Origin of the sequence: Nonomuraea sp. NPDC048916 (assembly GCF_040649575.1) — a bacterium.
Lineage (GTDB): Bacteria > Actinomycetota > Actinomycetes > Streptosporangiales > Streptosporangiaceae > Nonomuraea.
Genome location: NZ_JBEZFS010000051.1, coordinates 1 through 16,588, shown reverse-complemented (window position 1 = coordinate 16,588; position 16,588 = coordinate 1). Strand labels below are relative to the sequence as shown.

Genomic DNA, 16,588 nt, shown 5'->3' with positions numbered 1-16,588 from the left:
CCTTCACAACGCTGTGAAGAACGCCATGAACAACTACTGGGGACGGCCCTGAAGACGATGGCCGACCACCCTGCCCTCGCGCCTGAGCTTGCGGCGGACACTCTCGCCTCGCTCGGGAGCCTGGCCGCTGTAGGCAGCCACCTGTGCCCAGCTCTCTGGCGCGTTATTGGCGTAGTCCCAGGCGATCCGTTGCTCTGCCGGGCGAAGACGGTCCAGAACGAGCAGAACGCGCGGATCGTCAACGGGCTCGATCCTGGCCAACACCTCATCCTCCAAGCTGACTGTGCGGAGGCTGGGCGGCTCCATAGCATTGTCCAGATAGCCGATGCGGCGTCGTTGCACTTGGTGGTCGCCAACGAGGTCACTGCCGTAACGGGCGCGCTGGCGCAGCCGAGAACGCATGGCGGCGACGTCGAACACATCGAGTTCGTCGAGCCAGTCGCCCGCCAGCAGAGTCAGCGCGAGGGCCTGAATCTGGTCCTCGGAGATCTCTCCGTGGCGAAAGCCGAGATGATCGTGGAGGAAGTCCCGGACCGGCGTCAGATCTCCCTCCCGCACAGCAGCCCTGACTGCCAGCACCGCGAGGTAGCAGCTGTTGCCGAAGCGGACGAGCTTGGTCAGCACATCACGCACGCCCCAGCTCTGGAACAGCGGGGCCAGCCGCGCGCGCATTGCGGTGGCCCACTCGTTGACGATGGCGTCGAGTCGTGGCACGAGCGACGACATGTTAATGGCGGCGGAGAGTCTCCCCGGCAGGAGGTGGGTCATCGTGACGCTGGCCAACTGGTGTCGCCAGGCCGTCGAGATCGTCGTCTGCATCTCAGCGGCGAGCTCGGCGAATCTCACCCCTGCTGCGGCCTGGAGGCCGGCCATGGCCTGGTGCAGGTTGGCCCCTAGTGCCGCATCGAGGCCGGTGATCTTGGCGAGACTCGCCGTCAGGCGCAGGTGGGCAGGCGCCAGGCTGGCGTTGATGCTGCTGACCGCGGACAGCTTCGCCAGGTTGACCCGAACCCGGGCTTCCGCCCGGCGCATCTGGACTTCAGCGAGCGCGTCCTTGCGGACCTGCGCCAGCCTCAGCGCAGCTTGCGCCTGCAGCGCGGCAGCCGCCGGCCCTCGAGTCAAGTCTGCGGCCACGGTGCGCCCGAGTGTGTCTCGTAGACGAACAATGTTCTGCAGCGGGCTCGCGATCGTCTGGTGAAGTTGGCTGGGAAAGATCGAGGCGAGCCGAACCGGCGCACGCCCGGCTGCGATCCGCACCACCTTCTGTTGCTGCCCGAGGCTGGCGTCGTCCACTGTGTACTCCTCCGTGACTGTTCGAGGCTTCACCCTCTAGCGGCGACAGAAGGCCCAACCGACAAAATTTCTCAGCGCGCGACGACAATCTCGGTCGAGATCACGCCGCATTTATCGCAGATAGTGAGTCATTATCTGCGATAAACTCGATCGCGCCGCAGACGACGGCCCGGTCGACCTCGGACGCTCCACGGAGCGCTCCCACGCCGGGTCGGCCGACTCGGGGTGCTTATCTGCGATAGCTGTTCGGAGGGGTGCGATGGGGACGGTCCGCCGGCTGAGTCCGCGAGCGGACGTGCCGGGGCTCGGCGCGGCCGTCGAGGCGTTCCTGGGCACGATCGCCAACCCCAACACCGCCAAGGCGTACGCGATCGCGCTGCGCGCGCTGGCCGCCGAGCTCGGCGCCGACGCTCCGCTGTCCAAACTGGAGGGCGAGACCGGCGCGACCCGCCTCGCCGACTGGTTCACCGCCCGCTGGGGCGACGCGGCCGCGGCCACCTTCAACGCCCGCATGGACGCGCTCGGCTCCGCCGGCGTCTGGTGGCGTGATCAGGACTGGCTGGTTGGCGACCCGCTGCGCCGGCTGCGCCGCCGCGCCCGCACCCCCGACCGCACCAAGGCTCTGGACCGCGGCCAGGTCGAGGCGCTTCTGACCCAGCAGAACCTGCCCCTGCGTGACCGGACCCTGTTTCGGCTGCTGTACGAGAGCGCCGCCCGGGCAGAGGAGGTCCTGGCCCTCGACGTCGACGACCTCGACTTGCGCAACCGGCGGGCCAAGGTACGGCGCAAGGGCGGCGCCGTCGACGTCATCGTCTGGCGCACCCCCACCGCCCGCCTGCTGCCCCGCCTGCTCGACGGCCGTCGCACCGGGCCGGTGTTCCTCACCGACCGACGCGCCCGCGTCCCGCTGCCGCCCGGCGACGTCGATGGCGACTCCGGCCGGGCCCGGCTGTCCTACCGGCGCGCCGCCGAACTGTTCGAGGACGCCACCGCCGAGCTGCCCGGCGGCCCGTACGCGCTGCACCAGCTGCGCCACAGCGCGCTCACCCACGCCGCCGAAGACGGCGCCAACACCTCCACCCTGCTCGCCTACTCCGGCCACACCTCCGTTGCCTCGCTCGCTCGCTACGCCCGCGTCTCTCCTGAGGCCCTGGCCCGCTGGCAACAGAGCCGTGATCCGGCGGCGCGCCGACGCAGTTGATCAACGGTGCGTCAGCCACCACACGGCCAAACTCACGATGCCGGTGCCGAGCGCGTAGGCCAATCCACGGACCACGGCGAAAACGGCCGCGTGCGTCAGGCGTCGGAGGATGCCGTTCGATCGCTGGGTCTGACTTCTGGCCGCCGCAGGGGGCGGGGTCTGCTGCTTACGGAGGTTCTGCATTTTGATGTTTCCCTTCGCATGGCCCATGGTCCGGGCCTGTGGAGGGAGCGTGCGGTACTCGGCTGTTCACCTTCGACGCAGCTCACAAAGTTGTGCATCTGCCCTGATCGCCGGCGGTGGTATGTGCGGGTAAGCCGAACGAAACCGAACGGCCGCGACTCCAGAAGCAGCCCGGGGGCCGAGCCGGCTGGTGTCAGTTCGTCTGCTACCGAGCTCCGTAGGGAAGGTATCGAGGGGCGATGGCCAGTCCCCGCAGCAGGGGACCTACAAGGCGTTCGGTGAATACTGCGGGCTGTTCAAGAAGCTGCTCGGTCGTGCACAGGGCCGTGCGCTCGTAGGCAGGCCGATCGTAGAGGCGGACGGTGTCGTCATCCCCATGCTCCACATAGTCGTAAGCCATGGCACCCTGAAGCCCGTCGAGGCGCAGCCCGATCTGCCATTGGCCCTGGTAGCTCGCGTACCTGCTAGCCAGTTCACCCGCGAGAGCGAGTGCGCCATGGGTCAGCCCGAGCACCAAGCTAGGAAAGATCACCCGACGCACTGGGGGCGTGCCGGACTGACCGAGCGGACGCCATTTTGAATGCGCGTAGGTGGTGCCCCTTCCACAGAGAACAGCGACCCCGCCGTTGTCAAAGACGAAGACCTCCAGCAGACTCGCCTCCCGTACCTGCCCGGAGTCGTCTATCCCACGCACCGACATGAATCCGTCGCTGCAGGGCTGCCAGACACCGCTGGTGAGGTCTGGAGAAAAGGGCTCGCCTCCCCTCGCCTGCACCACCTGATGGACAACGGCGTGCAGTTGACGGACCGGGTCGTCATCAAACAGGCCGGCCAGGGCATCCTCCCGCCCCGCCACTGGGTGCACGATCAGGTAGAGGTGCCCGTTCTCGTGATCGCCCACAACTGGATCACGCTCTGCAAGGTCTTGGAGCCGGGCGAGGGTCGCTTCCCGAATCAGTTGATCCGGTGATTGCCCGGTGGCTGCCAACGCTGTCTCGGCGCGCTCAGTGCGCTCACGCATTTCGTCCAACTGCGCCTGCAACAGCGCGGTCTGTGATGGCTGACTCGAGCGGCCGCCCTGTATCACCCGAGCCCGGGCTTGCAGCCATAAATCGCTCGGCTGGTGGCATGCGGTGACAAAGGCGCTGAGGCTACCAGCGCGAGGAATCTCTGTAGTGCCGTTGATCATCGCGTGGACTGTGGCTGGACTCAGGCTGGCGGCTGTGGCGAGACGCTGGATACTCCAGCCGCCTTGGTGGAAGAGCTCGGCTAACTGCTCCGTCAGATCTTGAGAAGTCTGGATCCGGGCCGGATCGATCATGGTCATTCACGAGCCTCGCGGGGTGTGAGTGTCGTTCGGTTTTGTTCGGGATCCACGCGTCGTCATGGGAGCATGGCTGGTCGGGTGAGGAACGCACCGGGCTGGCAGGGCGGGTGAGAACGCTGGCGGCACCGCCCGTGTCCGCCGCAGCATGCCGCGCCTGGGCATGAGAGCCGAGGGTTTCCGCCGGCGCACACGTGTCCTCGGGCAACCCTCGAGTCACTTCTGGCGGGCGGTGATCAAACGGTTGGTGAGTTCCACGGTCGCCAGAAACCACCAGAAGATCCAGTCCAGGAACAGTGGATCGTAGTCGCCGTGCTGGTCGGCCCTACGGTGCCGCAGGTCGTAGCGGTTGGCGATCTCGAACAGCGCCCCTTCGTCTGGCCTGCCGAGGTCGTCGCGGATCAGCTGGCGGCGCTCTTCCAGAATGCCGGCCAGCGCGACGATCGCTGAACGCTTGCTCTCCGAGGACGTGGCGCGGCTGCGGAACAGGGCGATCGCGTGGTCGATGCGTTCCTTGACGCCAGGTACGGGCGTGTTCAGGACCTGGTGGACAAGCTGGGCTCGTGCGTCATCGGTGACCGCTACCAGGCGCCCGCGGTCCTCGCCTTCGGCGGCGAGTTCGTAGTCGATTCCGGCGGAACGCAGGATGGGGTTGATCTTCCAGCAGTACAGCATCCGTGCTGGCACGGCATGGAACTCTGAGTAATGCCAACCGCACCCGTTATATGAGTGGTACGAGCGATGGCGGGGCCGACTGACCAGATCATGGAAGACCTCCACCAGTCCATAGAAGGTGTCCTCGTCCCATGTATCCGGGCGCAGCGGCCAGAGTCCGGCGATCCCGCAGCGCCGTTCGATGATTCCCGCTGGGTCTTCTGGCAGCGAGTAACGATCATCATCGACACACTCCTTGCCGAACGCTTCGGCGAGGTAGCCGTTGTCGTAGAACTCGTCAACGATCCGGGTGAACTCCCGTCGGGTGTCTGGCCCGATCCCCGCGTGGACCGCCTGGGCGTGACGCTGCGGCCAGTACGGTCGAGGAGACGACGCCTGTCGCAGTTCGTCCGCGCGGTTGATCAGCTCGGCAAACCATTCTCGCTGGCCGCCCCCCGCTGAATCCCACGGCGATGGTGCCGCAGTTGCCCATGGATCGATGTTTTGGCGTTCTTTGAGATTCGCCGCGTCGTCGAAGTCCGCCACCGCCGTCGTCCCCGACAACGCCTCTGTGAGAAGCCATCGCGCTCGCTCGTCCCACAACGGACCACCAGAGCGCGCGATTCGTCCTCCCTCAGCGACGAACAGCGCTGTCGGCCAAACCAGTTCGTAGGAGCTCAAGTCCACCGCCACGGCGTTCATCCTCCAACACCGTCCTGCTGTTCGGGGCGAACACGGAACAGGCAACGTCAACGATCGTTATTTACCTGGCCGTCAGGAATCTCGTGATCTGGATGTCCGCTGAGAGTCGGCTCCCTTGATCGGGACATGGCGCGGGGACTCTCTCCCCTTCTGTCCGCCGGGGCCCGCCCACCAGGAGATCCGCGAAAGGCCACCACTACCAGTGGTGGCCTTCTTCGTTGTGCGCCCAGCATGGGCGATTGCCTGGGGGTGAAAGTCCCCTGGAGGAAGAGGTGGTGCTAACTCCGAGCCGGAGGCAAGGGCGTCGCCGTGAGGCGGGGTCTGGAGGAAGCCCGAGGCGAAACCCTGCACCGAGGGACACGAACCGCGTATGAGGCCGGATGGGTCTGGGTGAGCCTGCAACGGAAGGTGAAGCCCGTCATCACCGACAGGATCGTCAGGTAAATGCGGCGGGCGCAGGGGGAAGGCGATCATTCTTACCTGGGGAGATCTGTTCGGGTGTCGGTTGTGCTGTCGTTGTCGCCGCGCCGACGGGTTCGTCTGAGAGGGCGGGTCTGACCGGGCAGAAGTCAGCAGAGGCCGTAGTACCGGTGAGGGGAACGGACAATCAGCCGGGAAGGGCCGAACGTCAAGTACCACTGTCGAGGGTGAGGTGCTCGTGCCGGTCGCGGTGATCGCAGCCATCCCGCGTGAGGCGGGCCCGCTGCTGGGAGGGGCCGGTGAATCCCGGTGAGTACCAGTGCGGAGCGTAGCGGCCGGTCGGCGCCCTTATCGGAGGCGGTGATCCCGGGCCTGGAGGCGTCGTCGTGGGAGGAATTCCTCTCGCCGGGCAATCTGGGCAGGGCGTTGAGGCGTGTAGAGGCCAACCGGGGCGCGCCGGGTGTGGACGGAATGACCACGCAGGAACTTCGTGGGTGGATCCGGGAGCGCTGGGCGGGTGTCCGGGAGGCGTTGGACGCGGGCACGTACCGGCCTTCGCCGGTCCGCCGGGTGGTGATCCCCAAGCCCGGAGGATCAGGGGAGAGGTTGCTGGGAGTGCCCACTGTGCTGGACAGGTTGATCCAGCAGGCGATCGCGCAGGTCCTGACGCCGATCTTCGACCCGTGTTTCAGCGGGGCCAGTTTCGGGTTCCGTCCCGGCAAGTCCGCCCACCAGGCGGTGCGGGTCGCGCGGCGGGCGATCGAGGACGGTCACCGCTGGGTCGTAGATGTCGATCTTGACCGGTTCTTCGACCGGGTCAATTTCGACATCTTGATGGCGCGGGTGGCGCGCAAGGTCACTGATCGCAGGCTGCTCAAGCTCATCCGGGCGTATCTGGAGGCCGGGGTGATGATCGATGGGATCGTCCGGGCGTCGGTGGAGGGAACCCCGCAGGGTTCTCCGCTGTCGCCGATCTTGTCGAACATCATGCTGGACGATCTGGACCGGGAGCTGTGGCGGCGCGGTCACCGGTTCGTGCGCTTCGCCGACGACCTACGGGTCTTCGTGCGCAGCAGGCGAGCCGCCCAACGGGTGCTCGACTCGGTCACGACCGTGGTCGAGCAGCGGCTGAAACTCAAGGTGAACCGGGACAAGTCCTCGGTCCGGCACGCTCGCGAGGCGACGCTGCTGGGGTTCGGGTTCTACTTTTCCCGGTCGGGTGTGAGGATCCGGGTCGATCCCAAGGCCGTCAAGCGGCTGAAGGATCGCATCCGGGAGCTGACCCGCCGGCGGTGGAGCGTGTCGATGATCTGCAGAATGGACAGGCTCAACGCTTTCATCTCGGGGTGGATGGCCTACTTCCACCTCGCGGACCTGGCAAGCAGGCTCCGCGATCTGGATGAGTGGTTACGCAGTCGTTTACGGCAGATCCGCTGGAAGGAATGGAAACGCTACTCGGCCAAGCGTCGCAATCTCCGCCAACTCGGCATCCCCGACCGCGCCGCGCGTGAGTGGGCTGCGAGCAGCAAGGGGTACTGGCGCATCGCCGGGTCACCGGTCCTGAAACGGGCACTGCCCAACATTCATTGGGACGACCTTGGCCTGCTTGGACTCCAGAACACCTGGCGCAGGCTCAGAACCACGGCTTGACGAACCGCCGGATGCGGGCCCGCATGTCCGGTGGTGTGAGAGGAGGGTGAGGTGACCTCACCCTCCTACTCGATTCTGTGTGGGGAGGCTATGCGCTTGTTTGGCTAATGCGGAGTTGGCGTAGGTCGGGGATGTGGTTGTACAGCGTTCCCGGGCTGACGCCGAGCAGCTTGGCGATCGAGGTGATCGAGTTCTCGGGGTTGGGCAGCATGTCCCGGGCGGCGCGCAGCAGCTCGGGGGTGATGACGGTGGGCCGGCCGCCGGTGCGACCGCGCGCCTTGGCGGCGGCCAGGCCGTCGCGGGTGCCGGCGACGATGAGTTCGCGGATGAACTCGGCCAGGGCGGCGAAGACGTGGAAGACCAGGCGGCCGCCGGGAGTGGTGGTGTCGAGGTTCTCGTGCAGCGAGGTGAAGCCGATCTCGCGCCTGCGTAGTTCGCCGACCATGGTGATGAGGTCGGCCAGGGAGCGGCCGTAGCGGTCCAGGCTGGGCACGACCAAGATGTCGCCCTCGTTCAGGAACGCGTGACAGGCCGCCAGCTCTGGGCGCTCGGCGCTCTTGCCGGACTTCTTGTCGGCGAACACGCGTCGGCAGCCGGCCGCCTTCAGCGCATCCAGTTGGCGCTCGAGGTTCTGCCCGGCGGTGGAGACCCGGGCGTAGCCGATGCGGATCTCGCTGCGGTGGGCGGGGAAGGCGGCCAGCGGGTCGGTGGGCGGCTGCAGGGCGTCGGTCACGCCCGTCATCCTCTCAACAAACGGTGTTGCGAGGTTGTTGAACCGCCGAGGTTGTTGAACGAGTTTTTGAAGGATCTGAGGGGCTTTGGCGGCCCGGTCCGATGGGTCTTCAAATAACGATCGTTATTTGAAGGTCGATCGAGCCCCGCGCAGGTCGAACGATGTCGCCGGCTCAAACGCCACCGAGTCGTGGCCACATGCTTCGACAAGCTCGCCGTCCGTCACGAAGCCACGATCCACATCGCCGCGATCAACGAGGGGCTATGACCGCTTTTGGCGATCTGTGCACTTGCGTCCCACTTATAGCTTTTGGTCTCTCTTATCTAGTACGTCGCGTTCCGTGTCCAATTGATCGCCAAAGTAGCTCTTGTTGAGTGATCATGCGGAAGTTACGCTTTGCCCGTTTGATCAAGTGCTCCAGAGCCGCACGAGTCAGGATTCCTGCCGGGTGGGGTGGAGCGACGTCTGGCGCCCACATGGTGGGTGTCCCTCGTTGTGGTTCGGAGCGTGACGGCGTATGCGCCGCTATTTGGCATGGGCTCGTTTCCGGGTTGCGGTCCTGCTGGCCGCTTTGATTCCGGGGTTGCTGACGCTTTTCGCTGGATCCTCGCAGGCGGCCGTGGTGAGCGCGGTGGTCGCTGGTCAGGTTTCGGTGACCACACCCAAACAGATGGCCGGCACGGCGGGCATCTTGCCATCGCTGGTGGAGTCGGCCGTGACGTCCTCGAACGATGGTAGGGCTGCGGGTCGGGCGACGGGTGAGGATGCCGGGCGGCCCAAGGGTGCGTTGCCGTTGGAGCGTGGGCGTGGTGACGAGGCGCCGGCGTTGCTGTCGACGGAGCGGGTGTTGCCGGGTGGGGTGGCGCGGGCCGAGCAGTTGGATGCCGCGTGTTGTGTCCCGTTGGTCGAGGACAGGTTCCCGCTGGATTGGGCGTTGGTCGGGACGCGGACGCCGCTGTTGCTGGCGTATGTGACGAGTGCGAACGGCATCGATTACACGTTCAAGGTGTGTAACAACTATTCGATGTCGTCGGGGTGTTTCTCGTCGGCGGTGCAGAGCGATGTCAACACCTGGCGGGTGCCGGCGGGCAAGCTGGCGTGGGGCAAGCAGTACTTCTGGCAGGTGACGGCCAAGGACCGGGGCACGCTGGCGGTGACGACGTCGGATCCGGATTCGTTCACGACCGGGGTGAAGCAGCCGGTGGTGGGTTCGCAACTGTCGGCGCGTGGGGTGAGCGGACAGGAGTTCCACCAGTTGGTGGGCAACTATACGACCGCGTTCATCGATGCGCAGGTGGCGGCGGTGGGGCCGGCGTTGTCGGTGGTGCGTTCCTACAACACGCTGGATGCGCGGGTTGATGGGATGTTCGGCGCGGGCTGGTCGACGCGGTGGGACATGAAGGTCGTCCCCGAGCTCGGTGGGTTGTTGGTCACGCAGTCGGATGGGCGGGTACTGCGGTTCGCCGCGAACGGGGATGGGACGTTTCAGTCCCCGCCGGGGATGCATTTCACGCTGGCCGTGCAGACGGGCGGTGGCTGGCGGTTGATGGACAAGTCATCGACCTCGTACCTGTTCGACGCGGCGGGCCGGTTGCTGCAGGTCCGCGACGGTCGTGGCCGTAGCCAGGATCTGGTGTACGGGACGAACGGCAAGCTGGCGTCGGTGACCTCGGCGGGCCGGTCGCTGCACTTCACCTGGACCGGCAACCACGTCACGAGCGTGGCGACCGACCCGGTGGACGGCGCGGCGCTGACGTGGACCTACCAGTATGACGGGGATCGGCTGACGGCCTCGTGCTCGCCGGTGGCGGAACCGAACTGCACCAGCTACGCCTATGGCAGCGGATCAGCCTATCGGTCACGCGTTTTGGACTCGGACCCGTACGGGTACTGGCGGTTGAACGAGACGTCCGGCACGCAGGCAGCCGATCTCGGGTGGGGTGCCGGCCCGGCCGCCTACAGTTCGGTGACCCGGGGGCAGCCGGGCGCTTTGGCCGGTACGGGTGACACTGCGATAACGGCGAGTGGCGGCCTGGCCGTCGGCTCCGTCACGCTGCGGCCCAACGTGATCGGGCGGCTGGCCGGGCAGGCGTCGGTGGAGGTGTGGTTCAAGACCAGCCAGCCCGGCGTGGTCTTCTCCGCCGGGGAGAGCGGCAGTTCCGGGGCGGCCATCTACATCGGCACCGATGGGAAACTGCGGGCGCAGTTCCGGGCGCTCGAGGACGATGATGAGTGGTACACCCCGATCACCAGCTCGGGTGCGGTCAACAACGGGCAGTGGCATCACGCGGTGCTGACAGCGGATGACGGAACCGACCGGCTGTATCTGGACGGGCAGTTGGTGGGGACGCTGCAGTCGCCGCGAGACATCTGGTCGTGGACGTCGGTGGCGCAGTTCGCCGGCGGGCAGCTGGGGTGGCGCTGGCCGGCCGAGAGCACCCACTTCCAGGGACAGCTGGATGAGGCGGCGGTATATGACCGGCCGTTGACGCAGGCCGAGGTGCAGGAGCACCACGCGGCCCGTCTGGAGGCACCGAACAAACTCACCAAGATCACGCTCCCGTCGGGACGGGTGTGGGCGGACAACACCTACGACGCGGCCACCGACCGGATCAAGACCCACACCGACCAGCACGGCGGCACCTGGCAGATCCCGGCGCCGGTGGTCGACACCACCGCCGGAACGTCGTCGGTCACCGTGACCGCTCCGAACAACAAGACGGTCGCTACGGTGCACAGCATCTGGCGCGGTAACCGAGTCGTGTCGGTGACCGACCAATTGGGCCAGGAGACGAGTTACGACTACGACACCGGCGGCTTCCAGGCCAAGGTCGTCGACCCGAACGACAATGTCTTCACCTGGACCAACGACAAACGCGGCAATCCACTCAGTGGCACATCATGTCGCGCGGCGGGTAACTGCCAGACCGCGTACACCACATACCACGTGAACACAAGCAACGAGTTCGACCCCCGCAACGACCGCCAGCTCACCTACCGCGATGCACGCTCCTCCAGCGGGACGGACAACACCTACGCCACCACGCTGGAATACAACGAGCACGGCGAGGCGACGAAACAGACAACACCGGCCACGCTCGATTTCCCCAACGGCCGCTCGGTCACCCTGACCTATACCGATGGCACCGAAGCGGCGGTGGGCGGGGGCACCGCCCCGGCGGGCTTGCCCGCGTCGCAGACCGACGCCCGCAACAACACGTGGACCTACCGCTACACCTCGGCAGGTGACCTGGCCGAGCAGACCAACCCCGAAGGCCTGATCGTCCGGCTGGCATACGACACACTCGGCCGCATGACGAGCCAAGCACAGGTCTCCCAGGCGCAGCCGGCCGGTGTGACGGCCACGTTCACCTACGATGCGCTCGGCCGCTTGCTGACCGAGACCGAACCGGGCGTGAAGAACGAGATCTCCGATGTCACGCACACCAAGCGGACGATCTTGGCCTACGACCCGGATGGCAACAAGCTCAGCGAGAAGATCTCCGACCTGACGGGCGGCCAGGCCGAGCGGGTCACTGCCTATACCTACGACGGCCTGGGCCGGGTGGCGACGGTCACCGGTCCCGAGGGCGGAGTCGTTCAGCAGCAGTGGAACAGCCTCGGCCAGTTGGCCAAAGTGACCGACGCCCGGGGTGCGGTCGTGGAGCACGGCTACAGCGATCGCGGCCAGCTCACGACGCGCACGCTGAAAGGCTGGACCGGCAGCCCGGTGAACCCGCAGCCGGCTACGGATGTGCTGCTGGAGTCGTTCGCCTACGACGCGGCCGGCCGGCTGGTCGCCCAGGTGGACGCCATGGGCCGCCAGACCTCCTACATGTACTTCACCGACAACCTGCCGGCCAAGAAGATCGCCGACGACGTCAAGCTGAACGGCTCGGCCACCACCAAGGACGTCGTACTGGAGGATCACACCTACGACGCGGCGGGCAAGCAGACCAAGCTGGTGACCGGTGGCGGAACGGCGACGACCGCGTTCGTCTACGACGCGGCCGGCAGGCTCACCTCCCAGACGTTCGACCCCGGCGTGCTGGACCGCAAGACGGCGTACGTCTATGACGCCAACGGCAACATCACCAATACCACGCGCACCGGCGCCGGGACCACGCGCACGGAGGTTACCGAGTACGTCTACAACAAGGTCAACCAGGTCACCCGGACCACAGTGGAGAACGGCGCCGAGGATCTCGTCTCCACCTCCACCTACGACGACCGTGGCCTGGTCACCGCCTCCACCGACCCACGCGGTAACACCAACGGGGCGGACCCGGCGGACTTCACCGCCACCATGCGTTACGACCTGCTCGGCCGCCTGGTGCAGGTGACCGCACCCGAGGTGCAGATCGACAAGGCCGGCACGGCGAACACGGCACGACCGTCGGCCCGCTACGGCTACGACACCTTTGGCGCCACAACCCATGAGACCGACGCTGAGGGCCGCACGCTCACCTCGGTCTTCGACAAGGCCGGGCGGCTGACCAGCAAGAGCGCGCCCAGTTACACCCCGCCCGGCGGCACCGCCGTCACCCCTGCCACCACGCACGCCTACGATCCGGCCGGGCAGTTGATCTCGACCACCAACCCGCGCGGTAGCACCAGAACGTTCGAGTACGACCGGCTCGGCCGTCAGGTGCGCGTCAGCGACCCGGCCCCATCCGGTCAGACGGCCGGTCGTTGGGTGGCCGAGTTCGACTTGGCCGGTGAGCAGTTGGCGGGTGTGGATCCGACCGGTGCGCGGGCCGAGGCCACCTTCGACGATCTCGGCCGGAAGATCACCGAGACGGTGGTCGAGCGCAAGCCGAGCACGGCCGCCTACACCACGACGCTGACCTACAACGATGCCGGGTATCTGACCAAGACGGTGGCGCCGGGCAACAAGACCACCAACTACACGGTCAACGCCGCCGGTGAGGTCATCGCGCAGACCGACCCTGCCACCAACACCACCACGCTGGACTACGACCTGGCCGGACGCCTCGTCAAGACCACCGACCCGCTCGGCAACGCCAGCACCGCCGACTACGACCTGGCCGGACGCAAGACCGCCGTCAAGGACCTGAACGCCTCCGGCACTGTGCTGCGCACATCCAGCACGAGCTACGACCCGGCTGGCAACCCGATTAGCGCGACCTCGCCCGAAGGCCGCGTCACCACTCAGACCTTCGACGCGCTGAGCCGGGTCACCTCGCTGGTCGAGCCGGTCTCGGCGAGCGAGTCGATCACCACCGGGTTCGGCTATGACGCCAGCGGCGCCCGCACCCGCTTGACCGACGGCCGCGGCAATGCCACCTGGACCGGCTACAACAGCCTCGGCCTGGCCGAGACGGTGACCGAACCGACCACCACCGCCCACCCCAACGCCGCCGACCGCACCTGGACCGCCGTCTACGACCCGGCCGGCAACCCGGTCGCCGAACTGCAGCCCGGCGGGGTGCGCATCGACCGCACCTTCGACCACCTCGGCCGCCTCACCGCCGAATCCGGCGCCGGAGGCGGAGCCACCAACGCGGAACGCAGCTTCGGCTACGACCTGGCCGGCCGTCAGACCGTGATCGGTGACCTGGCGGTCGACTACAACGACCGCAGCCTGCCCCTCAGCATCACCCGCGGCAGCGCGGTGCAGACCAGCTACGCCTACGACGAGCTCGGCAACCCCACCCAGCGCATCGACGCCGCCGGCACCGCCGCGTTCACCTGGGACAACGCCAACCGCCTCGCCACCGCCACCGACCCGGTCACCGGCCGCAAACTCACCTACGGCTACGACGCCGCCAGCCGCCTCACCTCCATGAACGCCGCCGTCGGCGCCACCGCCACCGACAGCCAGGCCTTCACCTACGACGCGATGGACCGGCTGGAAACCCACACCCTCAAGCGCAACACCGGCGCCCAGCTGGCGAAGATCACCTACGGGTGGGACAAGGACGACAACCTCACCACCAAGACCACCGCCGGCACCGCCGGAGCCGGCACCAACACCTACGCCTACGACCACGCAGGCCGCCTCACCTCCTGGACCGCCCCCGGCGGAGCGGTCACCGCCTACGAATGGGACGCATCCGGCAACCGCACCAAAGCCGGCGCCAACACCTACACCTACGACGAACGCAACCGCCTCACCTCAGGCGACGGCAGCACCTACGCCTACACCGCGCGAGGCACCCTGGCCAGCGAGACCAAGAACGGCACCACCACCCAGCTCACCTTCGACGCCTTTGACCGGCTGATCTCCGACGGCGACAGCCTCTACAGCTACGACGCCCTCGACCGCCTCACCTCCCGCATCCGCGGCACCAGCCACCAGACCTTCGCCTACTCCGGGCTCGGCAACGACCTGGCCGCCATCAGCGACACCAGCGCCGGCGTCCAAGCAAGGTACGGCCGCGACCCGTTCGGTGGCCTGCTCGGCCAGCAGGAAGGCGCCAACCCCGCCCTCGCCGCGATGACCGACCTGCACGGCGACCTGGTCGCCACCTTCAGCTCCACCGCGCTGGCCACCACCACCGCCTACGACCCCTTCGGCGCCGTCACCGCGCAGACCGGAACCCCGACCAACCTCGGCTACCAGGGTGAATACACCGACCCGGACACCGGCAAGGTCAACATGCACGCCCGCTGGTACCAGCCCGGCACCGGCGCCTTTACCAGCCGCGACACCGCAGATCTCACCCCCAACCCGTCGGTCCAGGCCAACCGCTACACCTACGCCAACGCCTCACCGCTGACCGGCATCGACCCCACCGGCCACTACACCACCCAACTCGACAACTGGGGCTCATCTGCCGGTGGTTACGACCAGCAGACCGTCACCGACACCTACACCCAACACGGCATCGTGATCGGAGACAGCGGCGGCGAAGGCGGCTACTGCGTCGGACCCTGCGGCAGGAGCGAATTCGGCGGTCCCATCGCCTGCGACATCTGGGGATGCGCCGGAGCCGTCGTCGACCCGGAGTATCTCCGAATGCTCCAGTTGGAGTGGGAGATGAAGTTCTTCTGGAGCGACGATGAAGATGCGAAACGAAACGGCACGATGCAGAACGGACGGCCCGTGCCGAAGAGGGCGGATGGCCAGGTCATCGACTTCTGGGAGGCAAGCTGGGAAGCTCAGCTCGACTTCATGATGAAGTATGATCCCAGCCTCAGCGATAAAGCGCTTTCAATTTTATGGGCCGTTACCGCTGCGTATCACAACCAGTATCCGGGAATGAACCCGGATGGCTGCTATATCACCTGCGCCGAGGGTCCGCCGATCAAAGACAATAAAACGGCAATGCACCGAGCAGCAAACGAATTTGCACGCCACTGGGCGAAGGTAAAGGGCCCAAAGTGGACAACTAAAGATGCTGCCGAGTATGCAACGAATAAGTTGCTAAACCCGACGCAAGCTCAAAAGCAAATTTTTGACTTCAAAGATCGGTGGGTCATAGCCTACAAGGATGTCATTGCTGCTGCGGCGGCTTACTGGGCAATTCCTAGTTGGGTTCTCGCCGCGGTGGCCTACAACGAGGTTGGAGGCGATCCAGCGTGGGCCGACACCGCAGCACTCTATAAGAGGCTGGGCAAAGGAGACATCAAAGCCGCGCTTGAAACATCCTTCGGAGAAGTGCAGATGCAGATCGGTTTAGCTGCTAAGCTACTCGGATACCCCAATAAGAAGGGAATGACAGTCAGGGAAGTGATTAACAACGTGCTAGATGTGCTGCAAAACCCGGCATCAAATTTGTTTGTTGTGGCGTATTACTTGAGGGAGACGCACAACGCCGTTGGCGGCCAATGGACCGATCAAGAGGTGCAGCGCGTCGGAGCCTGGTATAATGGCGGCTCGCAAGGTTGGCGCTTACCGGATGCCCAGGCATACGGTAAGGTTATGCTTGCCAATAAAGATCGAATGAAAGATTTTCTGGGCCTAAAATGCAGGCCCCTATATGGACAGATGTGTGCATGAACGCCGCAGTCGGAGAATCCGTGAAAACTTGGGCTGTTGCCCTTTGGGTATTATGCATGATGATTGCAGTAGTCCTTGCTGGGGCGAGCTTTATCATCAACGTCTATAAACTCGAATGGGCGTTGGTGGTGCCACCGCAAGTTAATGCTGATGCGGTAGAAGCGGCAAGCTTCTTGATGCGACTGGCGTGCGCCCCAGCGGCAATAGCCATTTTTTTGCCTGTAAAATCGTGGGTTCTCCGAGTGCTCGCCGCAGGCATCGTCGCAATCGCCGTGTCTAGACTTATTTGGCTGGCCTTATTGTAAGAACATCGACTGGCCTCGATGACTCACGGGGTGGCTGTCCCTCTTGATCGATTTCGGCTGATGGAGATTTCTGCCTGGTCGTCCTGTTCGCTGCGGATAGGTGGCGTGGCAGCCTGCCCGGGACGCTCGGGTGGGCGGCGGTTCCACGGGCCGCGAT

9 protein-coding genes are annotated in these 16,588 nt (G+C 65.8%); 4 read left to right on the top strand and 5 right to left on the bottom strand.

What is annotated here, in order from left to right; genetic code table 11:
• Positions 1 to 33: 33 nt before the first annotated feature.
• Positions 34 to 1,293: a hypothetical protein gene (locus AB0C16_RS35800; protein ID WP_357689828.1), complete on the bottom strand. Its 1,260-nt coding sequence runs from the start codon at positions 1,291 to 1,293 to the stop codon at positions 34 to 36.
• A gap of 259 nt (positions 1,294 to 1,552) precedes the next feature.
• Between AB0C16_RS35800 and AB0C16_RS35795 the strand changes: the two genes are divergently transcribed.
• The gene (locus tag AB0C16_RS35795; RefSeq protein ID WP_357689826.1) at positions 1,553 to 2,494 is read left to right on the top strand and encodes a tyrosine-type recombinase/integrase; all 942 of its coding nucleotides are present in this window, start codon (positions 1,553 to 1,555) and stop codon (positions 2,492 to 2,494) included.
• Here the strand turns inward: AB0C16_RS35795 and AB0C16_RS35790 are convergent, their stop codons facing one another.
• From AB0C16_RS35790 to AB0C16_RS35780, 3 genes are all read right to left on the bottom strand, one after another.
• A complete protein-coding gene (locus AB0C16_RS35790; protein WP_357689824.1) occupies positions 2,495 to 2,704 on the bottom strand; it encodes a hypothetical protein in 210 nt (69 codons plus the stop codon).
• A gap of 178 nt (positions 2,705 to 2,882) precedes the next feature.
• Positions 2,883 to 4,004: a hypothetical protein gene (locus tag AB0C16_RS35785; protein WP_357689822.1), complete on the bottom strand. Its 1,122-nt coding sequence runs from the start codon at positions 4,002 to 4,004 to the stop codon at positions 2,883 to 2,885.
• Between the two features lie 213 nt (positions 4,005 to 4,217).
• On the bottom strand, positions 4,218 to 5,357 hold the full coding sequence (locus tag AB0C16_RS35780; RefSeq protein WP_357689820.1) for a hypothetical protein: 1,140 nt from the start codon (positions 5,355 to 5,357) through the stop codon (positions 4,218 to 4,220).
• 729 nt (positions 5,358 to 6,086) lie between these two features.
• Between AB0C16_RS35780 and ltrA the strand changes: the two genes are divergently transcribed.
• The gene (ltrA, locus tag AB0C16_RS35775; protein ID WP_357689818.1) at positions 6,087 to 7,427 is read left to right on the top strand and encodes a group II intron reverse transcriptase/maturase; all 1,341 of its coding nucleotides are present in this window, start codon (positions 6,087 to 6,089) and stop codon (positions 7,425 to 7,427) included.
• Between the two features lie 88 nt (positions 7,428 to 7,515).
• On the opposite strand, the gene AB0C16_RS35770 is transcribed toward ltrA, so the two are convergent.
• Positions 7,516 to 8,160: a recombinase family protein gene (locus AB0C16_RS35770; RefSeq protein ID WP_357689816.1), complete on the bottom strand. Its 645-nt coding sequence runs from the start codon at positions 8,158 to 8,160 to the stop codon at positions 7,516 to 7,518.
• 517 nt (positions 8,161 to 8,677) lie between these two features.
• Between AB0C16_RS35770 and AB0C16_RS35765 the strand changes: the two genes are divergently transcribed.
• A complete protein-coding gene (locus AB0C16_RS35765) occupies positions 8,678 to 16,126 on the top strand; it encodes a LamG-like jellyroll fold domain-containing protein (protein ID WP_357689814.1) in 7,449 nt (2,482 codons plus the stop codon).
• Complete coding sequence (locus tag AB0C16_RS35760; protein WP_357689812.1) at positions 16,123 to 16,431, top strand: hypothetical protein; 309 nt, start codon at positions 16,123 to 16,125, stop codon at positions 16,429 to 16,431. The genes AB0C16_RS35765 and AB0C16_RS35760 overlap by 4 nt, the downstream gene beginning before the upstream one ends.
• Positions 16,432 to 16,588 lie beyond the last annotated feature (157 nt).